The following is a 302-nucleotide window of genomic DNA, read 5'->3' on the forward strand; positions in this document are numbered from 1 at the left end:
CGATGGGCTCGTACTGGAAGGCGATCTCGTCGAAGCCGGCGTCGCGCGCGATTTCCGACAGCGTGTCTTCGGCGAGCTGGTCGGCCTTGGGATCTTCGTCGATGAAGAACACCGGGCGGCCCAGCACCTGTCTCTTATACACATCTCCGAGCCCACGAGACATGGCGCCTGATCGCGTATGCCGTCTTCTGCGTGAAAAGGGGGGGGGGGGGGGGGGGGGGGGGGGGGGGGGGGGGGGGGGGGGGGGGGGGGGGGGGGGGGGGGGGGGGGGGGGGGGGGGGGGGGGGGGGGGGGGGGGGGGG

1 pseudogene is annotated in these 302 nt (G+C 74.5%); it reads right to left on the reverse strand.

Annotation, left to right across the window (positions count from 1 at the left end):
* Positions 1-139 (reverse strand): annotated as a pseudogene (locus tag JHD73_RS28680) (heat-shock protein); the annotation flags it as partial.
* Between the last annotated feature and the right edge of the window lie 163 nt (positions 140-302).

This window comes from Ralstonia sp. ASV6 (genome assembly GCF_016429285.1).
Classification (GTDB): domain Bacteria; phylum Pseudomonadota; class Gammaproteobacteria; order Burkholderiales; family Burkholderiaceae; genus Ralstonia; species Ralstonia flaminis.